23 protein-coding genes are annotated in these 22,534 nt (G+C 50.8%); 11 read left to right on the forward strand and 12 right to left on the reverse strand.

Annotated elements, in window-relative coordinates; all coding sequences use genetic code 11:
- The first annotated feature begins 11 nt into the window (after positions 1-11).
- Complete coding sequence (gene mscM, locus C1192_RS19185; RefSeq protein WP_038355154.1) at positions 12-3,335, forward strand: miniconductance mechanosensitive channel MscM; 3,324 nt, start codon at positions 12-14, stop codon at positions 3,333-3,335.
- A gap of 37 nt (positions 3,336-3,372) precedes the next feature.
- On the opposite strand, the gene C1192_RS19190 is transcribed toward mscM, so the two are convergent.
- From C1192_RS19190 to epmA, 4 genes are all read right to left on the reverse strand, one after another.
- On the reverse strand, positions 3,373-3,687 hold the full coding sequence (locus C1192_RS19190) for a YjeO family protein (RefSeq protein ID WP_001272717.1): 315 nt from the start codon (positions 3,685-3,687) through the stop codon (positions 3,373-3,375).
- Complete coding sequence (yjeN, locus tag C1192_RS19195; protein ID WP_000349123.1) at positions 3,684-4,001, reverse strand: protein YjeN; 318 nt, start codon at positions 3,999-4,001, stop codon at positions 3,684-3,686. Before yjeN ends, C1192_RS19190 begins: the two co-directional genes overlap by 4 nt.
- Before the next feature lie 60 nt (positions 4,002-4,061).
- Positions 4,062-5,564, reverse strand: a complete 1,503-nt coding sequence (gene yjeM, locus C1192_RS19200) for a glutamate/gamma-aminobutyrate family transporter YjeM (RefSeq protein ID WP_016262797.1) — start codon at positions 5,562-5,564, stop codon at positions 4,062-4,064.
- A 217-nt stretch (positions 5,565-5,781) separates the two neighbouring features.
- Entirely contained in the window at positions 5,782-6,759 is a 978-nt protein-coding gene (gene epmA / locus C1192_RS19205) for an elongation factor P--(R)-beta-lysine ligase (RefSeq protein ID WP_000004769.1), read from the reverse strand.
- 324 nt (positions 6,760-7,083) lie between these two features.
- Between epmA and frdA the strand changes: the two genes are divergently transcribed.
- From frdA to blc, 6 genes are all read left to right on the forward strand, one after another.
- Positions 7,084-8,892: a fumarate reductase (quinol) flavoprotein subunit gene (gene frdA / locus C1192_RS19210; protein ID WP_001517616.1), complete on the forward strand. Its 1,809-nt coding sequence runs from the start codon at positions 7,084-7,086 to the stop codon at positions 8,890-8,892.
- Positions 8,885-9,619, forward strand: a complete 735-nt coding sequence (gene frdB / locus C1192_RS19215; protein ID WP_000829498.1) for a fumarate reductase iron-sulfur protein — start codon at positions 8,885-8,887, stop codon at positions 9,617-9,619. Before frdA ends, frdB begins: the two co-directional genes overlap by 8 nt.
- A gap of 10 nt (positions 9,620-9,629) precedes the next feature.
- Positions 9,630-10,025, forward strand: a complete 396-nt coding sequence (gene frdC, locus C1192_RS19220) for a fumarate reductase subunit FrdC (protein WP_000208757.1) — start codon at positions 9,630-9,632, stop codon at positions 10,023-10,025.
- 10 nt (positions 10,026-10,035) lie between these two features.
- Positions 10,036-10,395: a fumarate reductase subunit FrdD gene (gene frdD / locus C1192_RS19225; RefSeq protein WP_000609664.1), complete on the forward strand. Its 360-nt coding sequence runs from the start codon at positions 10,036-10,038 to the stop codon at positions 10,393-10,395.
- A 62-nt stretch (positions 10,396-10,457) separates the two neighbouring features.
- Positions 10,458-11,591 carry a BlaEC family class C beta-lactamase gene (locus C1192_RS19230; protein ID WP_038355166.1) on the forward strand — a complete coding sequence of 378 codons (1,134 nt, stop codon included), beginning with the start codon at positions 10,458-10,460 and terminating at the stop codon, positions 11,589-11,591.
- 88 nt (positions 11,592-11,679) lie between these two features.
- Complete coding sequence (gene blc, locus C1192_RS19235; protein ID WP_001238372.1) at positions 11,680-12,213, forward strand: lipocalin Blc; 534 nt, start codon at positions 11,680-11,682, stop codon at positions 12,211-12,213.
- Here blc and sugE read toward each other — a convergent pair.
- The 4 genes from sugE to efp form a co-directional block, all read right to left on the reverse strand.
- A complete protein-coding gene (gene sugE / locus C1192_RS19240) occupies positions 12,210-12,527 on the reverse strand; it encodes a quaternary ammonium compound efflux SMR transporter SugE (RefSeq protein WP_000118465.1) in 318 nt (105 codons plus the stop codon). The genes blc and sugE overlap by 4 nt on opposite strands.
- 176 nt (positions 12,528-12,703) lie before the next feature.
- The gene (ecnB, locus tag C1192_RS19245) at positions 12,704-12,850 is read right to left on the reverse strand and encodes a lipoprotein toxin entericidin B (RefSeq protein WP_000239596.1); all 147 of its coding nucleotides are present in this window, start codon (positions 12,848-12,850) and stop codon (positions 12,704-12,706) included.
- A gap of 111 nt (positions 12,851-12,961) precedes the next feature.
- Complete coding sequence (ecnA, locus tag C1192_RS19250) at positions 12,962-13,087, reverse strand: lipoprotein antitoxin entericidin A (RefSeq protein WP_000977753.1); 126 nt, start codon at positions 13,085-13,087, stop codon at positions 12,962-12,964.
- 50 nt (positions 13,088-13,137) lie between these two features.
- Positions 13,138-13,704: an elongation factor P gene (gene efp, locus C1192_RS19255; RefSeq protein WP_000257278.1), complete on the reverse strand. Its 567-nt coding sequence runs from the start codon at positions 13,702-13,704 to the stop codon at positions 13,138-13,140.
- 41 nt (positions 13,705-13,745) lie between these two features.
- Here efp and epmB point away from each other — a divergent pair, with 41 nt between their 5' ends.
- Entirely contained in the window at positions 13,746-14,774 is a 1,029-nt protein-coding gene (gene epmB / locus C1192_RS19260; protein ID WP_016262795.1) for an EF-P beta-lysylation protein EpmB, read from the forward strand.
- A gap of 405 nt (positions 14,775-15,179) precedes the next feature.
- Positions 15,180-16,049 (forward strand): YjeJ family protein, encoded by an 870-nt coding sequence (locus C1192_RS19265; RefSeq protein ID WP_038355155.1) that lies wholly within the window; start codon positions 15,180-15,182, stop codon positions 16,047-16,049.
- 202 nt (positions 16,050-16,251) lie between these two features.
- On the opposite strand, the gene C1192_RS19270 is transcribed toward C1192_RS19265, so the two are convergent.
- The 3 genes from C1192_RS19270 to C1192_RS19280 all read right to left on the reverse strand — a co-directional run bounded on the left by C1192_RS19270 (position 16,252) and on the right by C1192_RS19280 (position 18,726).
- Positions 16,252-16,605, reverse strand: a complete 354-nt coding sequence (locus tag C1192_RS19270) for a DUF4156 domain-containing protein (RefSeq protein ID WP_000558209.1) — start codon at positions 16,603-16,605, stop codon at positions 16,252-16,254.
- Between the two features lie 137 nt (positions 16,606-16,742).
- Complete coding sequence (gene groL / locus C1192_RS19275; protein WP_000729132.1) at positions 16,743-18,389, reverse strand: chaperonin GroEL; 1,647 nt, start codon at positions 18,387-18,389, stop codon at positions 16,743-16,745.
- A gap of 43 nt (positions 18,390-18,432) precedes the next feature.
- Complete coding sequence (locus tag C1192_RS19280) at positions 18,433-18,726, reverse strand: co-chaperone GroES (protein WP_001026276.1); 294 nt, start codon at positions 18,724-18,726, stop codon at positions 18,433-18,435.
- Between the two features lie 275 nt (positions 18,727-19,001).
- Between C1192_RS19280 and yjeH the strand changes: the two genes are divergently transcribed.
- The gene (gene yjeH, locus C1192_RS19285) at positions 19,002-20,258 is read left to right on the forward strand and encodes an L-methionine/branched-chain amino acid transporter (RefSeq protein WP_000015807.1); all 1,257 of its coding nucleotides are present in this window, start codon (positions 19,002-19,004) and stop codon (positions 20,256-20,258) included.
- A gap of 15 nt (positions 20,259-20,273) precedes the next feature.
- On the opposite strand, the gene C1192_RS19290 is transcribed toward yjeH, so the two are convergent.
- A complete protein-coding gene (locus tag C1192_RS19290) occupies positions 20,274-20,750 on the reverse strand; it encodes an FxsA family protein (RefSeq protein ID WP_001267441.1) in 477 nt (158 codons plus the stop codon).
- 336 nt (positions 20,751-21,086) lie between these two features.
- Here C1192_RS19290 and aspA point away from each other — a divergent pair, with 336 nt between their 5' ends.
- Complete coding sequence (aspA, locus tag C1192_RS19295) at positions 21,087-22,523, forward strand: aspartate ammonia-lyase (RefSeq protein ID WP_001517611.1); 1,437 nt, start codon at positions 21,087-21,089, stop codon at positions 22,521-22,523.
- The last annotated feature ends 11 nt before the right edge of the window (positions 22,524-22,534 follow it).

Genomic DNA, 22,534 nt, shown 5'->3' on the forward strand with positions numbered 1-22,534 from the left:
GAAACGCTGACGTGCGCCTGATTATCACTTTTCTGATGGCCTGGTGCCTCAGTTGGGGGGCGTACGCCGCGACGGCCCCCGATAGTAAACAAATCACCCAGGAACTGGAGCAGGCAAAAGCGGCGAAACCCGCGCAGCCGGAAGTCGTAGAGGCGCTCCAGTCTGCCTTAAATGCGCTTGAGGAACGTAAAGGTTCCCTTGAGCGCATCAAGCAATATCAAGAAATCATTGATAACTACCCGAAACTCTCCGCTACTCTGCGCGCACAGTTAAACAATATGCGTGATGAGCCGCGCAGCGTGTCGCCGGGGATGTCTACCGACGCGCTGAATCAGGAAATACTCCAGGTCAGCAGTCAGTTGCTGGATAAAAGCCGTCAGGCCCAGCAAGAGCAGGAACGCGCCCGCGAGATTGCGGATTCGCTTAATCAATTACCACAACAGCAAACTGACGCCCGCCGCCAGTTGAATGAAATTGAGCGCCGACTGGGGACACTCACGGGAAATAGTCCGCTTAATCAGGCACAAAATTTCGCGTTGCAGGCCGACTCCGCACGTTTGAAATCATTGGTCGATGAACTCGAGCTGGCGCAACTTTCTGCCAATAACCGTCAGGAACTGGCTCGTCTGCGCTCGGCACTGGCAGAAAAAGAGAGTCAGCAACTGGATGCGTATTTGCAGGCCCTGCGCAACCAGTTGAACAGCCAACGCCAGCTTGAGGCAGAGCGGGCGCTGGAAAGCACTGAATTACTGGCAGAAAGCAGTGCCGATTTGCCGGAAGATATCGTTGCTCAATTCAAAATTAACCGTGAACTATCGGCGGCGTTGAATCAACAAGCGCAGCGGATGGATCTCGTCGCCTCACAGCAGCGTCAGGCTGCCAGCCAGACGTTGCAAGTCCGGCAGGCACTGAATACGCTGCGTGAACAGTCGCAATGGCTGGGTTCATCAAACTTGCTCGGTGAAGCACTGCGGGCGCAGGTGGCACGCCTGCCGGAAATGCCGAAACCGCAACAGCTTGATACCGAGATGGCTCAGTTGCGCGTGCAACGGTTGCATTATGAAGATCTCCTCAATAAACAGCCACAACTGCGACAGATCCTTCAGGCCGACGGCCAGCCGCTGACTGCCGAGCAAAACCGGATACTCGAAGCTCAATTGCGTACTCAGCGCGAGTTGCTTAACTCATTACTCCAGGGCGGCGACACGCTACTGCTTGAGCTAACCAAGCTGAAAGTTTCCAACGGGCAACTGGAAGATGCGCTGAAAGAGGTCAACGAAGCGACACACCGCTATCTGTTCTGGACCTCTGATGTGCGCCCGATGACCATCGCCTGGCCGTTGGAAATCGCCCAGGATCTGCGTCGTCTGATCTCGCTGGACACCTTCAGTCAGTTAGGTAAAGCCACCATGATGATGCTGACCAGCAAAGAGACTATTTTACCGCTGTTTGGCGCGTTGATTCTGGTCGGTTGCAGCATTTACTCGCGCCGCTATTTCACCCGTTTTCTTGAACGTTCGGCGGCTAAAGTCGGCAAAGTCACTCAGGATCATTTCTGGCTGACGTTACGGACGCTTTTCTGGTCGATCCTCGTCGCTTCGCCGCTACCAGTGCTGTGGATGACGCTGGGTTACGGCTTGCGCGAGGCGTGGCCTTATCCGCTGGCGGTAGCGATTGGCGATGGTGTAACGGCCACCGTGCCACTGCTGTGGGTGGTGATGATTTGCGCCACCTTTGCTCGCCCGAACGGCTTGTTTATCGCCCATTTCGGCTGGCCGCGCGAACGTGTTTCCCGTGGTATGCGCTACTACCTGATGAGCATTGGGCTTATCGTGCCACTGATTATGGCGCTGATGATGTTTGATAATCTCGACGACCGCGAGTTTTCCGGCTCACTGGGACGTCTTTGCTTTATCCTCATTTGCGGTGCACTGGCAGTGGTCACGCTCAGCCTGAAAAAAGCCGGGATCCCGCTGTATCTTAACAAAGAAGGCAGTGGTGACAACATTGCCAACCATATGCTGTGGAACATGATGATTGGCGCGCCACTGGTCGCTATTCTCGCCGCAGCCGTGGGTTATCTGGCAACAGCGCAGGCTCTGCTGGCAAGGCTGGAAACATCGGTCGCCATCTGGTTCCTGTTACTGGTGATTTATCACGTTATCCGCCGCTGGATGCTGATCCAACGCCGCAGGTTGGCGTTTGACCGGGCGAAGCATCGCCGTGCTGAAATGCTGGCACAACGCGCGCGTGGCGAAGAAGAAGCGCATCATCACAGTAGCCCGGAAGGGGCGATTGAAGTGGATGAAAGCGAAGTCGATCTCGATGCTATCAGTGCACAATCCTTGCGGCTGGTGCGTTCAATCCTGATGCTGATCGCCCTTCTTTCAGTCATCGTGCTGTGGTCAGAAATTCATTCCGCTTTTGGCTTCCTCGAAAATATTTCGCTGTGGGATGTCACCTCCACAGTGCAGGGCGTGGAAAGTCTGGAACCGATTACTCTCGGTGCAGTGCTGATTGCCATTCTGGTGTTTATCATCACCACGCAACTAGTGCGCAACCTGCCCGCGCTGCTGGAACTGGCGATTTTGCAGCACCTTGATTTAACGCCAGGTACAGGTTACGCCATCACCACCATCACCAAATATCTGCTGATGCTGATTGGCGGGCTGGTCGGCTTCTCGATGATTGGTATTGAGTGGTCGAAATTGCAGTGGCTGGTCGCTGCACTCGGTGTTGGTCTCGGTTTTGGTTTGCAGGAGATTTTCGCCAACTTTATCTCTGGTCTGATTATCCTGTTCGAAAAACCGATTCGCATTGGCGATACGGTGACAATTCGCGATCTTACTGGCAGTGTGACGAAAATTAACACCCGCGCCACCACTATCAGCGACTGGGATCGCAAAGAGATTATTGTGCCGAACAAAGCGTTCATTACTGAGCAGTTTATCAACTGGTCGCTTTCTGACTCGGTCACGCGCGTGGTGTTGACGATTCCGGCTCCTGCCGATGCCAACAGTGAAGAAGTGACGGAAATCTTGCTAACCGCAGCGCGTCGCTGCTCGTTGGTCATCGACAACCCGGCACCGGAAGTCTTCCTGATCGATCTACAACAGGGGATTCAGATTTTCGAGTTGCGTATTTACGCCGCGGAAATGGGTCACCGTATGCCGCTGCGCCACGAGATCCACCAGTTAATTCTGGCGGGCTTCCACGCCCACGGTATCGATATGCCATTCCCGCCGTTCCAGATGCGTCTGGAAAGTCTGAACGGTAAACAAACGGGCAGAACATTAACGTCTGCGCGTAAAGGGCGTCAGGCAGGAAGCTTGTAACGTGAGAAACTGCCGGAGGCGACTCTGGCAGTTTCAATCACCAACAAAACTGATAGCGCAGGAAAAACTGCCATAGCCAGTAGCCGAAGATCGCCAGCGCGGTGGCGTACATAAACCAGCCGCGTTTTTTTCGCCACTGCGTGAACCAAAGAAAAGGGAAAAACAGCGGCAACGTCATTATCACACCGACATCGCGAGTATCGTCATTTTCCAGATGCTCCAACACATCGCAGATGTTGTTAATCCCGCGTCCATCAATCATCCATTCTTTGTCCAGCGTGGACAGTATCAGAATCCAGAGAACAGATACGAAGAACCAAATGCAGCATAAAATAAACTGATGTGCACTCATGACGTTTCAACCGACAGTTTCATTTCGCTAAAACGCATTCTGAACAAATCACCGTATCCGACCAATTCGCCACGAAAAACCAGGAACCTGATAAGGTAAGCGCAATAAATATCCGACAGGTTTCGCCACCGATTCCGGTCTCGATCTTTAAGGGTATTAATGGTATTGCCGACCACCATCGCTATTTTACGGGTGTGGCAGGCATCGAAAAAAGAGAGAATAGTCTGCTCTATTTCCGCTACATCCCCAGCAGAAAATTGCAGTGCTCTGACTTGATCTTCGGTTATCAGCGGGCCCCGCCCCGTGCCATCCATGACATCTTCCTTTTCAGACAACTCATCGCCGGGCTGGCGATGAGTTGTTATTGCATACAATCAATCTAAGGTTAACTCAGGCTTATTCGCCATGCGGCCGCAATAGTTCTGGTAAATCGCCATTGCTAACAGCGAGAAGAAGACAGGGCCGCCAATCATCCACAATGTGCTATCCCAGTCTCCGGCTTCGACTACTGGCTGGATGATGGTAAAGACGTTAGCAAACGTCACCACCAATACGACAACCACTGTGGCAATCATTGCTGACATGTGCGTTTTGAAAATAACAAACGGTCTGTCGAGATCCTGACGCGCTTTAAAGAACGGGAATGCCAGGGCAAGGAACAGATACGGAATGGTCATGGAGACATTCGCCATCAGCGTCAGCTTGTTAAAGAACGCCGATGCGGTGCCGCCGCCAAACGAAACCAGCAGGATGAAGACAGTAACCAACCCGCACTGCATCCACATCGCAATAGACGGCATTCCCATCGCGTTCAGACGCGTCATTGGTTCCGGCCACAATGCTTTCGGCGTCCCCTGGATGATTGCTTTCAACGGCGAGTAGCAAAGCGTAAAGAACGCCCCCGTGTAAGCGAGGAACATCGAAAGTCCGGTAATACGCGCAAACCATACCCCCAGCGACAATGATGCTTCGGGCGACAAATGCAGTGCATTACCCAGCGTCATCCCAAGGCTCTTCATCAGTACATAAGTAATATTGCCAAGGTTAACCGAACCATTACTTAATACCTGCTGCCAGTTAGTGCTGACGCCCCATAAGAATATTGCCAGGGAATAACCAATCGAAATAACAATAGCGGCAAAAACAATACCTTTAGCAAAATTCTTTTCAGGATTTTCCGTTTTATCAACCAGACCGCCAACAGCTTCAATTCCACCGTAAGCGAAAATAGCAAATACGACAAAAGATAACATCGCCAGACCGGACTGATATCCCGGATTTGGAGATACCACAAAATTAATATCCTGTGCGAAATGACCACCATTTAATAACAAAATAGCAACGCTCACTAACAGTAATACTAAATTAAGACACATTACTGCTATACCACCTACCGCAGTAATACGGGCTATTTTATTAATCCCTTTTGAGGCGACGACGGTAACCAGAACCATCCATGCGACAGCCAACAGACCAACAACCTGCGTAGGCTCCAGCCCGGCAATACTCCAGTGCTGAGTCATGTCGCTACCATAGAGGAATGTTGAGAACGGCACCCAAACTTTAGCGGAAGTACTCACCATCCAGATGATATAAGAGGAAAACCACATAAAGGTGCCGATGAAAGCAAAACGTGGCCCAACGCTATTATTCATCCAGGAATAGATACCGCCCTCTTCTTTGCGATAGGCCGCCCCCATTTCAGCCATCATTAAGGCGAATGGAATAAAGAATAATAATGCAGAAAATATATAAAATGGAATCGCACTATAACCCATTAAATAATAAGCCGATGGGCTATTCGCAAAACCGAATACTGAAGTAAAGATCATCAATATGAGCCCAATTAGACTCATCTTTTTTATCGTGTGAGGCATGGAATCATCCTTCATTTCAGCGCATATATTAAACGCGCCAATTAACTGCACTACCCACCGATTGGCAGGCAACAATAAAACTAATACAGAATTGATACCTGGATGATAGCAAACATCCAGTCTTAAATTGTGCGCTTTAGCGGAAAAATGAAAACATCTGCTACAGAATGGCGTCAGCTACGCCATTCTGTGTTGCGATTGAGCTAGCTTTTCAGAATTATGCCCGGTCGACACTAAAGGCAATGACTTCCGCCAGTGTCTCAGCGCCCAATGCCAGCATCACCAGGCGGTCAACACCTAACGCCACGCCGGAACAGTCAGGCATACCAACTTCCAGGGCGTCAATCAGGTTCTGGTCGATAGGATGTTGTGGTAAACCACGCGCCGCACGTTTACGGTTATCCTGCTCAAAGCGTTGTTGCTGTTCACGAGCGTCCGTCAATTCATGGAAACCATTCGCCAGCTCAATACCTTTGTAGTAGACCTCGAAGCGTTCCGCGACCCGATGATCTTCCGTACTAATTTGTGCCAGTGATGCCTGGCTGGCCGGGAAATGGTACACAAACGTTGGTTTTTCTTTACCAATGTTCGGTTCCACGCCAAAGGTAAACAGCAGTTGCAGCAACGTGTCGCGGTCTTCTTCGGTGTCTGCAACGTTACTCAAGTCCAGTTTCGCCGCGACTTCTCGCAGTTGCGTTTTGTCAGCAGAAAGCGGGTCTATTTCCAGATAACGCAAGAAAGCTTGTTGATAAGAAAGGCTTTCTGCCGCCGGGCAGTCCAGCACCTGTTGCAAGAGGTCGTCCACCTCATTCATCAACCGATACATATCATAATGCGGTCGATACCACTCCAGCATAGTGAACTCAGGGTTGTGATAACGTCCCATCTCTTCATTACGGAAGCTGCGGCACAACTGGAATACCGGACCACAACCGGCAACCAGCAGGCGTTTCATGTGGTATTCCGGGCTGGTCATTAACCAGAGATTCATCCCCTGCGAGTGCCCGGGGCCTACGAAACGTGTCTCAAACGGGACCAAATGAATATCGGTTACCGTCGCCTGGCTCATACAAGGCGTCTCCACCTCCAGCACTCCACGATCGGCAAAGAAACGACGGATCTCCGCCATAATCGCCGCGCGTTTTAATAAGTTAGGAATGGATGCGCTCGGCTGCCAGGATGCCGTTTCGCTCATAGTAAAATCTCCAGTTTTTGACAAGGGCACGAAGTCTACTCGCAACGCGACGGCGAGACAAATTTTACGCAGAAATCAATCAACGGTGGGCAGTGACTAAAAAAACCGCAATATGATGGTTTAGTAATTAAATTAATCATCTTCAGTGATAATTTAGCCTCCCGGCACGCTAAAAAAATCGATCTCGTCAAATTTCAGACTTATCCATCAGACTATACTGTTGTACCTATAAAGGAGCAGTGGAATAGCGTTCGCAGACCGTAGCTTTCAGACACTTACCCTGAAGTACGGTGCTGCGGGATAAAAACAATCTGGAGGAATGTCGTGCAAACCTTTCAAGCCGATCTTGCCATTGTAGGTGCCGGTGGCGCGGGATTACGTGCTGCAATTGCTGCCGCGCAGGCAAATCCAAATGCAAAAATCGCACTAATCTCAAAAGTATACCCGATGCGCAGCCATACCGTTGCCGCAGAAGGGGGCTCCGCCGCTGTCGCGCAGGATCATGACAGCTTCGAATATCACTTTCACGATACAGTAGCGGGTGGCGACTGGTTGTGTGAGCAGGATGTCGTGGATTATTTCGTCCACCACTGCCCAACTGAAATGACTCAACTGGAACTGTGGGGATGCCCATGGAGCCGTCGCCCGGATGGTAGCGTCAACGTACGTCGCTTCGGCGGTATGAAAATCGAGCGTACCTGGTTCGCCGCCGATAAGACAGGCTTCCATATGCTGCACACGCTGTTCCAGACCTCTCTGCAATTCCCGCAGATCCAGCGTTTTGATGAACACTTCGTGCTGGATATTCTGGTCGATGATGGTCACGTTCGCGGCCTGGTGGCAATGAACATGATGGAAGGTACGCTGGTGCAAATCCGTGCTAATGCGGTGGTTATGGCTACCGGCGGCGCGGGTCGCGTATATCGCTACAACACCAACGGCGGCATTGTTACTGGCGACGGTATGGGCATGGCACTGAGCCACGGCGTTCCGCTGCGTGACATGGAATTCGTTCAATATCACCCGACCGGTCTGCCGGGTTCCGGTATCCTGATGACCGAAGGTTGCCGCGGTGAAGGCGGTATTCTGGTCAACAAAAATGGCTACCGTTATCTGCAAGATTACGGCATGGGCCCGGAAACTCCGCTGGGCGAGCCGAAAAACAAATATATGGAACTGGGTCCGCGCGACAAAGTTTCTCAGGCCTTCTGGCACGAATGGCGTAAAGGCAACACCATCTCCACACCACGCGGCGATGTGGTATACCTCGACCTGCGTCACCTGGGTGAGAAAAAACTGCACGAACGTCTGCCGTTTATCTGCGAACTGGCAAAAGCATACGTTGGCGTCGATCCGGTTAAAGAACCGATTCCGGTACGTCCGACCGCGCACTACACCATGGGCGGTATCGAAACCGATCAGAACTGCGAAACCCGTATTAAGGGTCTGTTCGCCGTCGGTGAATGTTCCTCTGTAGGTCTGCACGGTGCAAACCGTCTGGGATCCAACTCACTGGCAGAACTGGTGGTCTTCGGTCGTCTGGCCGGTGAGCAAGCTATGGAGCGCGCATCTACCGCTGGTAATGGCAACGATGCGGCAATCAATGCACAGGCTACTGCCGTTGAACAGCGTCTGAAAGATCTGGTTAACCAGGACGGCGGCGAAAACTGGGCGAAGATCCGCGACGAAATGGGCATGGCCATGGAAGAAGGCTGCGGTATCTACCGTACGCCGGAACTGATGCAGAAAACCATCGACAAACTGGCGGAGCTGCAAGAACGCTTCAAGCGCGTGCGCATCACCGACACCTCCAGCGTGTTCAACACCGACCTGCTCTACACCATCGAGCTGGGCCACGGTCTGAACGTTGCCGAATGTATGGCGCACTCCGCAATGGCGCGTAAAGAGTCTCGCGGCGCGCACCAGCGTCTGGACGAAGGTTGCACCGAGCGTGACGACGTCAACTTCCTCAAACACACCCTCGCCTTCCGCGATGCTGATGGCACTACTCGCCTGGAGTACAGCGACGTGAAGATTACTACGCTGCCGCCAGCTAAACGCGTTTACGGTGGCGAAGCGGATGCAGCCGATAAGGCGGAAGCAGCCAATAAGAAGGAGAAGGCGAATGGCTGAGATGAAGAACCTGAAAATCGAGGTGGTGCGCTATAACCCGGAAGTCGATACCGCACCGCATAGCGCATTTTATGAAGTGCCTTATGACGCAACCACCTCATTACTGGATGCGCTGGGCTATATCAAAGACAACCTGGCACCGGATCTGAGCTACCGCTGGTCCTGCCGTATGGCGATTTGTGGTTCCTGCGGCATGATGGTCAACAACGTGCCGAAACTGGCATGTAAAACCTTCCTGCGTGACTACACCGACGGTATGAAGGTTGAAGCGCTAGCTAACTTCCCGATCGAACGCGATCTGGTCGTCGATATGACCCACTTCATCGAAAGTCTGGAAGCGATCAAACCATACATCATTGGCAACTCCCGCACCGCGGATCAGGGTACTAACATCCAGACCCCGGCGCAGATGGCGAAGTATCATCAGTTCTCCGGTTGCATCAACTGTGGTCTGTGCTACGCCGCGTGCCCGCAGTTTGGCCTGAACCCAGAGTTCATCGGTCCGGCTGCCATTACGCTGGCGCATCGTTATAACGAAGATAGCCGCGACCACGGTAAGAAGGAGCGTATGGCGCAGTTGAACAGCCAGAACGGCGTATGGAGCTGTACTTTCGTGGGCTACTGCTCCGAAGTCTGCCCGAAACACGTCGATCCGGCTGCGGCCATTCAGCAGGGCAAAGTAGAAAGTTCGAAAGACTTTCTTATCGCGACCCTGAAACCACGCTAAGGAGTGCAACATGACGACTAAACGTAAACCGTATGTACGGCCAATGACGTCCACCTGGTGGAAAAAATTGCCGTTTTATCGCTTTTACATGCTGCGCGAAGGCACGGCGGTTCCGGCTGTGTGGTTCAGCATTGAACTGATTTTCGGGCTGTTTGCCCTGAAAAATGGCCCGGAAGCCTGGGCGGGATTCGTCGACTTTTTACAAAACCCGGTTATCGTGATCATTAACCTGATCACTCTGGCGGCAGCTCTGCTGCACACCAAAACCTGGTTTGAACTGGCACCGAAAGCGGCCAATATCATTGTAAAAGACGAAAAAATGGGACCAGAGCCAATTATCAAAAGTCTCTGGGCGGTAACCGTGGTTGCCACCATCGTAATCCTGTTTGTAGCCCTGTACTGGTAAGGAGCCTGAGATGATTAATCCAAATCCAAAGCGTTCTGACGAACCGGTATTCTGGGGCCTTTTCGGGGCCGGTGGTATGTGGAGCGCAATCATTGCACCGGTAATGATCCTGCTGGTCGGCATTATGCTGCCGCTGGGACTGTTTCCGGGTGATGCTCTGAGCTACGAACGCGTTCTGGCGTTCGCGCAGAGCTTCATTGGTCGCGTATTCCTGTTCCTGATGATCGTTCTGCCGCTGTGGTGTGGTTTACACCGTATGCACCACGCGATGCACGATCTGAAAATCCACGTGCCTGCGGGCAAATGGGTTTTCTACGGTCTGGCTGCTATCCTGACAGTTGTCACGCTGATTGGTGTCGTTACAATCTAACGCATCGCCAATGTAAATCCGGCCCGCCTATGGCGGGCCGTTTTGTATGGGAACCAGACCTTATGCTCAAAATGACGCTCTGCGCCTTACTGATTACCGCCTCTTGCTCCGCACTTGCCGCCCCCCAACAGCTCAACGATATTGTGCATCGCACAATGACTCCGCTTATAGAACAACAAAAAATCCCGGGCATGGCCGTTGCAGTGATTTATCAGGGCAAACCTTATTACTTTACCTGGGGCTATGCGGACGTAGATAAAAAGCAGCCCGTCACGCAACAAACGTTGTTTGAGTTAGGCTCGGTCAGCAAAACATTTACGGGCGTACTTGGTGGCGACACTATTGCTCGAGGGGAAATAAATCTAAGCGATCCCGTCACAAAATACTGGCCTGAACTTACCGCTAAACAGTGGAACGGGATCACGCTATTACATCTCGCAACCTACACCGCTGGCGGCCTGCCATTGCAAGTGCCGGATGACGTTAAATCCTCAAGCGACTTGCTGCGCTTCTATCAAAACTGGCAGCCTGACTGGACGCCAGGAACACAACGTCTGTATGCCAACTCCAGTATCGGTTTATTCGGCTCGCTAGCTGTGAAGCCGTCTGGTTTGAGCTTTGAACAGGCAATGGATACCCGTGTCTTCCAGCCACTCAAACTCACCCATACGTGGATTAATGTGCCGCCTGCAGAAGAAAAGAATTACGCCTGGGGATATCGCGAAGGTAAGGCGGTGCATGTTTCGCCAGGGGCGTTAGATGCTGAAGCTTACGGTGTGAAATCGACGATTGAAGACATGGCCCGCTGGCTACAAAGCAATATAGATCCTCGTAATATCAACGACAAAACACTTCAGCAAGGTATCCAACTGGCGCAATCTCGCTACTGGAAAATTGGCGATATGTATCAAGGCCTGGGCTGGGAAATGCTGGACTGGCCGGTAAATCCTGACAGCATCATTAATGGCAGCGACAATAAAATTGCACTGGCAGCACGACCAGTAAAAGCGATTACGCCCCCTGCTCCTGCTGTGCGCACATCATGGGTACATAAAACAGGGGCGACCGGCGGATTTGGTAGCTATGTCGCATTTATCCCAGAAAAAGAGTTGGGTATTGTGATGCTGGCTAACAAAAACTATCCAAACCCGGTGAGAGTCGCCGCCGCCTGGCAGATTCTCAACGCTTTGCAATAACAACGAAGATGGCCCGAATTTACGGGCCTTTTCTCCTCTTTTCCTTGCTGTCATCTACACTTAGAAAAAAACCAGTAAGGAAACATCTATGCGCCTGCTCCCTCTTGTTGCCGCAGCGACAGCGGCATTTCTTGTCGTTGCCTGTAGTTCACCTACGCCGCCGCGTGGCGTGACCGTAGTGAATAATTTCGACGCTAAGCGCTATCTTGGCACCTGGTATGAGATTGCCCGTTTTGATCACCGCTTTGAACGCGGACTGGAGAAAGTCACCGCGACATATAGCCTGCGGGATGATGGTGGATTGAATGTCATCAACAAAGGCTATAATCCGGACAGGGAGATGTGGCAACAGAGCGAAGGGAAAGCGTACTTTACCGGAGATCCGCATCGCGCAGCGCTGAAAGTGTCATTCTTTGGCCCTTTCTATGGCGGCTATAACGTCATTGCGCTCGACCGGGAGTATCGCCACGCGCTGGTTTGCGGCCCGGATCGCGACTACCTGTGGATACTCTCCCGCACGCCAACTATTTCTAGCGAAGTTAAACAGGAGATGCTGGCGGTCGCAACCCGGGAAGGATTTGATGTCAGTAAGTTTATCTGGGTACAGCAACCCGGCAGTTAATGGGTGCTGAGTTTCAGACCAACTATCCCCAGTACGATTAACGCCAGACTCGCCAGGCGCATCGGACTAGCAGACTCACCGAGCAGCACAATACCGGTGATCGCCGCCCCGACTGCGCCAATCCCCGTCCAGACAGCATAAGCTGTACCTACCGGTAGCGATTTCATTGCCCAGGCGAGCAACGCCATACTGACAATCATCGCCGTCACGGTAATTACGCTTGGCGTCAGACGACTAAAACCGTGGGTGTATTTCAGGCCTACCGCCCAGACGACTTCCAGCAAACCAGCAATAAACAGGATAATCCAGGACATATAATACTCCGGAGAAATGGGGCCGTCCCCGGTGAAACGATGCGTTTGCGGGTCGTCCCGCAAAGCTGATAGTGAAAGAAGTATTTTGCCGATTTAAGAGGAAATTTCAACGGTTACAGCAGTGATTACCGCCGGGAAAAACAAACGGCACGACAAACCTGTCGTACCGTTATTGCTTATTGCTGCGCTTTCGTCGCTGCGCCAGAAATCGCGTTACCGCCATCAGAGATGTCTTCACCAACGCCACGCGTGGTGTTGCAGGCAGTTAATACTGTTGAAAGCACCAGAACAGAAAAGATCGCTGCAATTGTCTTCTTCACCATAATATCTTCCTTTTAGGTAATGTTATTTGTGTTTGCCTATAGCAAATTAATAATAGACAACATCACCAAAAATGACGGGAATCTGATGATTTTTCGGAAGTGAAGAGGAAATTAGCTGGCAGCGCGGGAAATGGAATTGCCGAGATGTTTGATATCTTCACCGAAACCGCGAGCGGTGTTACAGCCCGTGAGCAGCGTACTGGCAAGCAAAACAAGAAGGATAAGGCGTTTCATCATCTCTGACCTGAAAAGTGATGGTGCAGCCAGCAGGCCGCACCACAACCGTATTACTTCACGCGAGATACGTATTCACCAGAGCGGGTATCCACTTTGATAACTTCGCCAATCTGTACGAACAGCGGAACTTTAACCACAGCGCCAGTGGACAGGGTAGCTGGTTTGCCGCCAGTACCTGCGGTATCACCTTTCAAACCTGGATCGGTATCAACGATTTCCAGTTCAACGAAGTTCGGCGGAGTAACGGAAATCGGCTGGCCGTTCCACAGAGTCACGATGCACTCTGCCTGATCCAGCAGCCATTTCGCGTTGTCGCCAATTGCTTTTGCATCAGCAGACAGTTGTTCGAAGGTTTCGTTGTTCATGAAGTGCCAGAACTCACCATCGTTGTACAGGTAAGTCAGGTTCATATCGACAACATCAGCGCCTTCAGCGGAATCCGTAGATTTAAAGGTTTTTTCTACACGAGTACCGGTCAGCAGACGACGCAGTTTAACGCGAGCAAATGCCTGGCCTTTACCCGGCTTCACAAATTCACTTGCTTCAACCGCGTAAGGTTCGCCGTCCAACATGATTTTAAGACCAGCACGAAAATCGTTGCTATAGTACGTTGCCATAAGGCCCTCTGAAATTTGTTAATTGGTAGCTAAGCCACAAAATGGCGCATATTGTAACCCTAAACACCCCATCCAGAGAAGATTGGTTAGCGCAACTTGCCGATGTTGTGACCGATCCTGATGAACTTCTGCGTCTTTTGAATATAGACGCGGACGAAAAACTGTTGGCCGGACGCAGCGCCAAAAAGCTGTTTGCCCTGCGCGTGCCCCGCTCATTTATCGATCGCATGGAAAAAGGCAATCCTGACGATCCACTTTTGCGTCAGGTACTTACCTCGCAAGATGAGTATATCACTGCACCCGGTTTTTCCACCGACCCGCTGGAAGAACAGCACAGCGTGGTGCCTGGTTTGTTGCATAAATACCACAACCGGGCATTACTGTTGGTGAAAGGTGGCTGTGCGGTAAATTGTCGCTATTGCTTCCGTCGCCACTTCCCGTATGCCGAAAATCAGGGCAACAAGCGTAACTGGCAGACTGCACTTGAGTATGTTGCCGCACATCCAGAACTGGACGAGATCATTTTCTCCGGCGGCGATCCGCTGATGGCGAAAGATCGCGAACTGGACTGGTTGCTCACGCAACTGGAAGCCATCCCGCACATCAAACGTCTGCGTATTCACAGCCGTCTGCCGATTGTGATCCCGGCGCGCATCACTGAGGCGCTGGTTGAGCGCTTTGCCCGTTCTACGCTGCAAATCCTGCTGGTGAATCACATTAACCATGCCAATGAAGTGGATGAAACATTCCGTCAGGCGATGGCTAAGTTAAAACGCGTGGGCGTCACCCTGCTTAACCAAAGTGTTCTGTTACGTGGCGTGAACGACAACGCGCAAACGCTGGCAAACCTGAGTAATGCGTTGTTTGACGCGGGCGTGATGCCCTATTACCTGCATGTGCTCGATAAAGTGCAGGGCGCGGCGCATTTCATGGTGAGCGATGATGAAGCACGGCAGATTATGCGTGAGTTGCTGACGCTGGTGTCGGGATATCTGGTGCCAAAACTGGCGCGTGAGATAGGCGGAGAACCCAGCAAAACACCGCTGGATTTGCAGCTACGTCAGCAATAACTGATTCAACAGGGAGGTTGAAGCTGATGATAAATGTGAAATTGCCTGATGTGCTGCGCTTATCAGGCCTACATGATGCATTGCAACTGATTGAATTTTCAATGAACTGTAGGCCTGATAAGGCGTTTACGTCGCATCCGGCAAGAGCAACGAACACGCGTACAGCGACCTGCCATTAAATAGGGAAGTTTAATCTTTTCCGTTGCATAACCATTAATTATTCATATGCTTTGCTATTTTTATTATTTATATAGCTGACATCAATAATTAACCTTTCTTTTCTGTTTATATAGAGCGAGCGCCGCTATTTATGTTATTTTAACAACTATTACTACCAAGCCCATTTACCTGGCTTATAAATTATATATTATTTATTTTATTGAGAAATGGTTAGGGAGAACCTACATGGCCATAAGCATCAAGGGTGTTAACACTGGTGTTATTCGCAAGAGTAATAACTTCATTGCACTGGCACTGAAAATAAAAGAGCCTCGCAATAAAGAATCGTTGTTCTTCATGTCTGTGATGGAACTGCGCGACCTGTTGATAGCGCTGGAAAGCCGTCTGCATCAAAAGCATAAACTGGAGGCTGATCACCGTCTTCAGTATGAGCAAGCGCGCGATAAGGCCATGAAAAAGATGGCAGAAAATATTCCTCAAATTCAGATTGAAGAACTTAAAAATGCTGATATTAATCGCCGTGTAAATACACTGGAACTTACCGATAATCAGGGTGAAAATCTCACATTCCTATTAACTCTGCATGACGGCAGCAAATCTGAATTAGTTGTCAATGAACTGCAAATTGAAATGCTGGCGCGAGCAATCATTCACGCAATTAATAATGCGGAAATGCGTGAACTGGCATTACGTATTACATCGCTGTTAGATTTCCTGCCATTATATGACGTCGACTGCCAGGATAATGGTAATCTGGAATATGACACCTATTCACAGCCAGAATGGAAACAAAACTTGTTTAGCCATTATCTGGCGGTGCTTTATCGCTTTAAAGATGAAAGTGGCAAAGAACAATTTAGCGGCGCAGTGGTGAAAACACGTGAAGCGACAGCAGGTAAAGAAGTGGAGGCCATCACCCGCCGGATGCTTGATTTCAGCCCTCGACTGAAAAAGCTCGCTGGAGTGCCGTGTCAGGTCTACGTTCGCACCGTAGCGGCAAATAACGCCCAACCGCTGACCCAGGATCAATGCTTACGCGTACTGCATCACCTACGCGTTCAGTCCATCAGCAAAGCCGCGCCACAAGCGAAATAATCCCATCTTTGCTAATGCGAGGCTGGAGCCATCCAGCCTGAAATGACTGATAACGTGATCGTTGATCATGCCGGATGCGGCGTAAACGCCTTATCCGGCCTATAAATTCTCAAGCATTCAATCAGTTGCAATGCCTGATGTAGGCCTGATAAGCGAAGCGCATCAGGCAATTATACGTTTGTCACCCAGCCTCGGAATCACATCAGTTCGGGCACTTATAAACCTGGCCGATAATCTGGCTATCAGTCGGAACGAAGCTGGACAACATCCCCTGCGACGGGCTGCTAATACCATAAATCACGTTACCGCCCATTGCGGCAGCCTGATTGCGCAGATCGTTTGCCGCACCACGCATAGAACCGCCTTCTTCGCCGTGTTGTCCGGAAAGCCAGTTACTTTGCTTACCTGTCGCAGTACCAATAAGTTGGCACTCTGCGCCTGGTTGCTCGTCCACAATGCGAACACTCTGACCGGCAGCACTCAATTCGTTACTGGAGCTACAACCCGCCATCAGTAGCGCGGCACCGACAATCCCTGCTAAGTATTTTACGTGCATGTTATTCCCCATAATCAATGAGCTGGACGCCCCTCGCGTCGTCCGTGTTTGAATCTTATACTAGAAAGATGACTAAAAGAAAAACCCCCAGACATTTCTGCCTGAGGGTTTCTTTATTTCTGCGAGGTGCAGGGCAATTACATCATGCCGCCCATGCCACCCATGCCGCCCATACCGCCAGCAGCGCCTAAGTCAGCCGCATCGTTTTTCGGCAGGTCGGTAACCATGCACTCGGTGGTGATCATCAGGCCAGCCACAGAAGCTGCGTACTGCAGAGCAGAACGAGTTACTTTGGTTGGATCCAGGATACCCATGTCGATCATGTTGCCGTATTCTTCGGTTGCAGCGTTGTAGCCGTAGTTGCCGTCGCCAGCTTTAACAGTGTTAGCAACAACTGACGGCTCTTCACCGCAGTTCAGTACGATCTGACGCAGCGGAGCTTCCATTGCACGCAGTGCAACTTTGATACCCACGTTCTGCTCTTCGTTCTGACCACGCAGGTCAGCCAGTTTAGACGCTACGCGGATCAGCGCAACACCACCACCAGCAACCACGCCTTCTTCTACCGCAGCACGGGTCGCGTGCAGGGCGTCTTCAACGCGTGCTTTTTTCTCTTTCATTTCAACTTCGGTAGCAGCACCCACTTTGATAACTGCAACGCCGCCTGCCAGTTTCGCTACGCGCTCCTGCAGTTTTTCACGGTCGTAGTCAGAAGTTGCTTCTTCAATCTGCTGACGGATCTGAGCAACACGGCCCTGGATTGCAGCTTCTTCACCCACGCCATCGATGATGGTGGTGGTGTCTTTGTTGATCACAACACGTTTAGCCTGGCCCAGGTCTTCCAGGGTTGCTTTTTCCAGTTCCATACCAATCTCTTCAGAGATTACAGTACCACCGGTCAGAGTAGCGATATCCTGGAGCATTGCTTTACGACGATCACCGAAGCCCGGTGCTTTAACCGCAGCCACTTTCACGATGCCGCGCATGGTGTTAACAACCAGAGTTGCCAGAGCTTCACCTTCAACATCTTCAGCGATGATCAGCAGCGGTTTGCCTGCTTTTGCAACAGCTTCCAGAACTGGCAGCATTTCGCGGATGTTGGAGATTTTCTTGTCAGCCAGCAGGATGAACGGGCTTTCCAGTTCTACTGCGCCAGTTTCCGGCTTGTTGATGAAGTAAGGAGACAGGTAGCCACGGTCGAACTGCATACCTTCAACCACGTCCAGTTCGTCCTGCAGACCAGTACCGTCCTCAACGGTGATAACGCCTTCTTTACCGACTTTGTCCATCGCTTCAGCGATCAGTTTACCTACGGTTTCGTCGGAGTTAGCGGAGATAGTACCAACCTGAGCAATAGCTTTAGAGTCAGAGCACGGTACAGACAGCGCTTTCAGTTCTTCAACTGCAGCGGTAACAGCTTTGTCGATACCACGCTTCAGGTCCATCGGGTTCATGCCCGCAGCAACAGCTTTCAGACCTTCAGTGATGATGGCCTGAGCCAGTACGGTTGCGGTGGTAGTACCGTCGCCTGCAGTGTCATTCGCTTTAGAGGCAACTTCTTTCACCATCTGCGCACCCATATTTTCGAACTTGTCTTCCAGTTCGATTTCACGAGCAACGGAAACACCATCTTTGGTGATGGTCGGTGCACCGAAAGATTTATCCAGAACTACGTTACGGCCTTTCGGACCGAGGGTAACTTTCACTGCATCTGCCAGTACGTTTACGCCGCGCAGCATTTTCACACGAGCGTCGTTACCGAATTTTACGTCTTTAGCTGCCATTATCTTTATTCCTTAAATTCGTATGTTCAGTGTCGTGCGCGGATTACGCTTCAACAATTGCCAGAATGTCGCTTTCGGACATGATCAACACTTCTTCATTGTCGATCTTCTCAGATTTCACACCGTAGCCATCGTTGAAAATAACGATGTCGCCAACTTTCACGTCCAGCGGCTTCACTTCGCCATTTTCAAGGATACGGCCATTGCCTACAGCCAGCACTTCGCCACGGGTAGATTTAGCCGCTGCAGAGCCGGTCAGAACGATGCCGCCAGCAGATTTAGTTTCAACTTCTTTACGCTTGACGATCACGCGATCATGCAATGGACGAATATTCATTGATAACTCTCCTTTGAGAAAGTCCGTATCTGTTATGGGTGACGCCGGACCTTACGTGGTTTCCCGGCTGGTGACCAGAGAAATGGGGATGAGGCCTCTCCCCTTCAAGGGGGAAAATGAAAAAAAATTCTGATCAGCACAAAATCGGGTAAAAATCCTGATTCACCTCACGTTTCATCGCAATTTCGACATCGTCGTCATAAGCGAATCTGATTGTGCTACCATCAAAAACCTGCGCAGTTGCCCAAAATTTGGGCGCAATCGGACATCAACCCATGAGTGGACTCAAACAAGAACTGGGGCTGGCCCAGGGCATCGGCCTGTTATCGACTTCATTGTTAGGCACCGGCGTGTTTGCCGTTCCTGCCTTAGCCGCCCTGGTGGCAGGCAATAATAGCCTGTGGGCCTGGCCTGTTCTGATAATCTTAGTTTTCCCGATTGCGATCGTGTTTGCGATTCTGGGTCGCCACTACCCCAGCGCGGGCGGTGTGGCGCATTTTGTCGGCATGGCGTTCGGTTCGCGGCTTGAGCGAGTCACAGGCTGGTTATTTTTATCAGTTATTCCCGTTGGCTTGCCCGCTGCGCTGCAAATTGCCGCCGGATTCGGCCAGGCGATGTTTGGCTGGCATGGCTGGCAACTGTTGATGGCTGAACTCGGTACGCTGGCGCTGGTGTGGTATATCGGTACTCGCGGTGCCAGTTCCAGTGCGAATCTACAAACGGTTATTGCCGGACTTATCGTCGCGCTGATTGTCGCCGTCTGGTGGGCGGCCGATATTAAACCTGCGAATATCCCCTTCCCTGCGCCAGGTGATATCGAACTTTCCGGGCTATTTGCTGCGTTATCGGTAATGTTCTGGTGCTTTGTCGGTCTGGAGGCGTTTGCTCACCTTGCCTCAGAATTTAAAAATCCGGAGCGTGATTTCCCCCGCGCTCTGATGATTGGTCTGGTGCTGGCAGGTTTAGTCTACTGGGGGTGTACGGTTGTCGTCTTACACTTCGACGCCTACGGTGAAAAAATGGCGGCAGCAGCATCGCTTCCGGAAATTGTGGTGCAACTGTTCGGTGTAGGGGCGCTGTGGATTGCCTGCGTGATTGGCTATCTGGCCTGCTTTGCCAGCCTCAACATTTATATACAGAGTTTCGCCCGCCTGGTCTGGTCGCAGGCGCAAGATAAACCCAACCACTACCTGGCGCGCCTCTCTTCTCGCCATATCCCGAACAATGCCCTCAATGCAGTGCTCGGCTGTTGCGTGGTGAGCACGTTGGTGATTCACACTTTAGAGATCAATCTGGACGCACTCATCATTTATGCCAACGGCATCTTTATTATGATCTATCTGCTGTGCATGCTGGCTGGCTGTAAATTATTGAAGGGACGTTATCGGCTACTGGCGGTGATTGGCGGACTGCTATGCATCCTGTTGCTGGCGATGGTCGGCTGGAAAAGCGTGTATGCATTGATCATGCTGGCGGGGCTGTGGTTGTTCCTGCCGAAACGAAAAACGCCAGAAAATGGCATAACCACATAATCCGGCGTTTCAACATTAATCCTGACGATCGTCTTTATGATCAAGGCGATCGCGGTTGTCATCCTTACGCTGATATTCACCATCAAAAGTATTGCCGCCACCGGCTCCGGCACTAAATCCACCGCCCGGCATACGGGAAAAACGCAAATGCGGCATCAACTTCACAGTCAGATGTTTCTGCACTGGTGGCAATAAAAGAAGAAGACCGAGGAAATCGGTGAAAAAGCCCGGTAATAAAAGCAGCAAACCGGCAATGATCAACGAAACACTTTTAATCATTTCCGCCGCCGGATTTTCTCCCGCCGCCATTTTTTGTTGCATCAGCACAAAATTCTTAAATCCCTGGTTACGTACCAGCGACATACCAATAACTGACGTGAATATAACCAACACAAGAGTGAGTAATACCCCCAATACGTGGGCAACCTGAATAAAGATTGAAATCTCAATATAGACATAAAGGAAAATGGCAATAAAAGGTAACCAGCGCAAAGGTTTCTCCTGTAATAGCAACCGGTTAAATCCGGCCGCCTGAATGGGTTGCGAATCGCGTTCAGCTTATATTGTGGTCATTAGCAAAATTTCAAGACGTTTGCGCAACTATTTTTGGTAGTAATCCCAAAGCGGTGATCTATTTCACAAATTAATAATTAAGGGGTAAAAACCGACACTTAAAGTGATCCAGATTACGGTAGAAATCCTCAAGCAACATATGATCCCGAGTATTCGACTGATGCAGGGGATAATCGTCGGTCGAAAAACATTCGAAACCACATATATTCTGTGTGTTTAAAGCAAATCATTGGCAGCTTGAAAAAGAAGGTTCACATGTCAAACAACATTCGTATCGAAGAAGATCTGTTGGGTACCAGGGAAGTTCCAGCTGATGCCTACTATGGTGTTCACACTCTGAGAGCGATTGAAAACTTCTATATCAGCAACAACAAAATCAGCGATATTCCTGAATTTGTTCGCGGTATGGTAATGGTTAAAAAAGCCGCAGCTATGGCAAACAAAGAGCTGCAAACCATTCCTAAAAGTGTAGCGAATGCAATCATTGCTGCATGTGATGAAGTCCTGAATAACGGAAAATGCATGGATCAGTTCCCGGTAGACGTCTACCAGGGCGGCGCAGGTACTTCCGTAAACATGAACACCAACGAAGTGCTGGCCAATATCGGTCTGGAACTGATGGGACACCAGAAAGGTGAATATCAGTACCTGAATCCGAACGACCATGTTAACAAATGTCAGTCCACCAACGACGCCTACCCGACCGGTTTCCGCATCGCAGTTTACTCTTCCCTGATTAAACTGGTAGATGCTATTAACCAACTGCGCGAAGGTTTTGAGCGTAAAGCTGTCGAATTCCAGGACATCCTGAAAATGGGTCGTACCCAACTGCAGGACGCAGTACCAATGACCCTTGGTCAGGAATTCCGCGCTTTCAGCATCCTGCTGAAAGAGGAAGTGAAAAACATCCAACGTACTTCTGAACTGCTGCTGGAGGTTAACCTTGGCGCAACTGCCATCGGTACTGGCCTGAACACGCCGAAAGAGTACTCTCCGCTGGCAGTGAAAAAACTGGCTGAAGTCACTGGCTTCCCATGCGTTCCGGCTGAAGACCTCATCGAAGCGACCTCTGACTGCGGCGCTTACGTTATGGTTCACGGCGCGCTGAAACGCCTGGCTGTGAAGATGTCCAAAATCTGTAACGACCTGCGCTTGCTCTCTTCTGGCCCACGTGCCGGCCTGAATGAGATCAACCTGCCGGAACTGCAGGCAGGCTCTTCTATCATGCCAGCAAAAGTAAACCCGGTAGTTCCGGAAGTAGTTAACCAGGTATGCTTCAAAGTCATCGGTAACGACACCACTGTTACCATGGCAGCAGAAGCAGGTCAGCTTCAGTTGAACGTTATGGAGCCGGTCATTGGCCAGGCGATGTTTGAATCCGTTCACATTCTGACCAATGCTTGCTACAACCTGCTGGAAAAATGCATTAACGGCATCACTGCTAACAAAGAAGTGTGCGAAGGTTACGTTTACAACTCTATCGGTATCGTCACTTACCTGAACCCGTTCATCGGTCACCACAACGGTGACATCGTGGGTAAAATCTGTGCCGAAACAGGTAAGAGCGTGCGCGAAGTCGTTCTGGAGCGCGGTCTGTTGACTGAAGCGGAACTAGACGATATTTTCTCCGTACAGAACCTGATGCATCCGGCTTACAAAGCAAAACGCTATACTGATGAAAGCGAACAGTAATCGTACAGGGT

It is taken from the genome of Escherichia marmotae (genome assembly GCF_002900365.1).
GTDB classification, from domain to species: Bacteria; Pseudomonadota; Gammaproteobacteria; order Enterobacterales; family Enterobacteriaceae; genus Escherichia; species Escherichia marmotae.